The organism is Inquilinus sp. (assembly GCF_057815775.1).
This window is the reverse complement of the sequence record NZ_JBYRFX010000444.1, coordinates 1-2,710: the sequence shown is the minus strand read 5'-3', so window position 1 is coordinate 2,710 and position 2,710 is coordinate 1. Positions and strand designations below refer to the sequence as shown.

General features: G+C 69.7%; 2 protein-coding genes. One reads left to right on the top strand and one right to left on the bottom strand.

Translation table 11 applies throughout. The features are described 5' to 3' along the window. Nucleotides 1-584, top strand: a 584-nt coding sequence (locus AC3XYG_RS15815) for a class I SAM-dependent methyltransferase (RefSeq protein ID WP_489140804.1), incomplete at its 5' end; no start/stop codon positions are given. A gap of 152 nt (nt 585-736) precedes the next feature. On the opposite strand, the gene AC3XYG_RS15810 is transcribed toward AC3XYG_RS15815, so the two are convergent. Then, the gene (locus tag AC3XYG_RS15810; protein WP_489140803.1) at nt 737-2,587 is read right to left on the bottom strand and encodes a GH39 family glycosyl hydrolase; all 1,851 of its coding nucleotides are present in this window, start codon (nt 2,585-2,587) and stop codon (nt 737-739) included. Nucleotides 2,588-2,710: the final 123 nt, after the last annotated feature.

Sequence of the window (2,710 nt, the reverse complement as noted above, 5' to 3'; positions counted from 1 at the left end):
TCCTCGGCGCCGGCCTCGACAGCTTCGCCCAGCGCCGGCCGGAGGTCGCCCCCGCGATGACGGTGTTCGAAATCGACCAGCCGGGCCCCCAGGCCTGGAAGCGCGCCAGGCTGGTCGAACTCGGTTTAGGCGTGCCGGACTGGCTGAGGCTGGTGCCCGTTGATTTCGAGGCCGGCCCGTCCTGGCTGGCCGCGGCGGGCTTCGACGCTGCCCAACCGGCCGTCGTCGCCTCGACCGGGGTCAGCCTGTACCTGACGGTGGCGGCGATCGCGGCCACCCTGCGCCAGGTCGCCACCCTGGCCCCGGGCTCCACCCTGGCCATGACCTTCATGCTGCCGCCGGAGTTGGTGGACCCGGAGCTGCGCCCGGCGCTGGAGGCCGCCGCGACCGGCGCCAAGGCGGCCGGCACGCCGTTCATCACGTCGTTCACGCCGGAGGCGATGCTGGCGCTGGCCCGCGACGCCGGCTTCCGGGAGGTCCGCCACATCCCCGCCGACGACCTCGCCCGGCGCTATTTCGCCGGCCGGCCGGACGGCCTGCGCCCGCCGAGCCACGCCGAGGAATTGCTGATCGCCCGGACGTAGCGGGGCGATGAATTCGCCCATGCGGGTCGGCATCGAGAGCCGGTCAATCCACTTGAACCTGTCATGCCCGGACTTGATCCGGCATCCAGAGACTGTCGACATCCTCTGGATTGCCGGGTCAAGCCCGGCAATGACAGGGTTGGAGTGAGGCCTTACCCCCTGACCACCCCCGACACCGGCCCTTCCTGGCCGGACAGGTCGCGGGCCCGGACGCGGTAGAAGCCGCCCGGCGCCGGCACCGCGTGCAGGTACATGCTGGACAGCAGGCCGACGGGGTTCACCACCTCGAACGGCCCGTCCTCCGCCGCCGCCCACAGCACGTCGTAGAGCCGGACCGGGCCGGTGGCCGGGGCATCCCAGAACAGCACCTGGTTGGTGGTGCCGTTCAGGCCGCGATAGGCCTGCAACCTGAGGCCGGTCGGTGCCGCCGGCGGTTCGGCCGCCTGCCGCGCCAGCACCACCAGCGCCACCGAGGGCAGCAGCAGGTCGAGGTCGAGCGACAGCCAGCCATCGGCGCCGATCTCGACGGTGCGAAGGGTCTGCGCCGGTTCCTGCGCCCGGCGCAGCGCGGCGAGCTGTTCGGCATTCGGCAGGTTCAGTGCCGCCAGCTGGTCCGCATTCGACTCATTGGCGACGGCCTGGGCTTCCCACACCGAGAACGGGTCGCCCTTGTCCTGCGCGATCTCGAAGATGCCGAGGGCGTAGCGGCCGGGAGCGAGGCCCGCGACCTGCAGCGCCACGGCGCTGTGGCCGGACTGCCAGATCCGGTCGACGCTGTTGTACAGCAGCACGGTGCCGCCATCGGCGGTGGGCGTGGCGATGACGCCGAGGCCGGTGCGGTCGGGGTCGAGGCTGCCGGGCACATCCACCCTGGCATCGCCGAGCCAGGCCAGCAGCTCCATCACCGTCAGCCCCGGCTTCTTGACGTAGTCGAAGGGCTCCGGATTGGCGCGGCGTTCGGCAAGTGCTGTGAGGTCGGTGACCCAGTCGCGCTGCGCCGCGTCGAACTGGCGGGCGCCGAAGAAGGCCAGGTGGGTGCGCTGGCCCCAGCGGCCGAGGAAGCCGTTGTCGTTGCTGAGGATGTCGTAATCGACGCCCTCGGCCTCGACCAGCAGCCGCTGGTGCTGGTCGATCACCTTGGCGATCAGCCCGGCGAAATACGGCATGGCGTGCCAGGTGTGATAGATCTCCCAGCCGATCTGCGGGTCGCATTCATTGTTGATGAAGGGCAGCCCGGCGAAGCGCGGATGATGTTCGCGGATATAGGTCACCGCCTCCATCTCATGCCGGCAGATGCCGACCGTATCCGGCGTCAGGTCTTCTGCGTGCTTGACCGCCCCCTTCTCATGCACCGAGATGAAGTCGAGCCGCACCCCGGTCTCGCCGGTGAAATAGTTGGTGCCGGTGTCGCAATGGGCCAGGAAGCTGCGGAAGATCGGCGGCACCCGCCGCGCCACGCCCGGCCCGCCGAGCAGCAGCGCCGGGTCGACCGCCTTCAGCCCTTCCGAGCAGGCGTCGTAGTAGTTGTTGAACGCGACCTCGCCGCCCAGCTTCCACCAGATGTCCGGCTCGTTCCAGGTCTCGAAATACCAGGTCCGGACCTCTTCGGCGCCGTAGCGCTCGATGCAGCGGCGGGCCAGCGCCTCGACCAGGTCGCGCCAGTGGCGCACCTGCGCGTCGTCGTTGAAGTCGGTGTACAGCTTGCCGGGGTTGCCCATCAGCTCGAAGAACGGCCGCAGCCGGTGTTCGACCACCACGTCCAGCGCCTGGTCCAGCAGCGACCAGTCGTAGACGCCGAGCCGGTCGGCCTTCACCAAATCGAGCATGTAGTGGACGCGGAGATATTCGATGCCGCGGTTGGGCACGGCGCCGAGATGGGCCAGCGCCAGCCGCATCTCCGGCTCCAGCAGCAGCTCCGCCGGGGAGAAGCCGGTGCTGCGCCAGAAGCGCTTCCACGGGCGGGCGGGGCCGTTCAGGTCGACCCGGATCGGGGTGGCGGTCACAAGCGTCTCCTTGGTCTCCGCTCGCGAGAGCGGCTGATTTCACAGATCCAGTTGCCGAGCCCGCTCCCTTTTGTGTCCCCCCTCCCCTTGCGGGAGGGGGGACTCAAAGAAGACGATGTATGA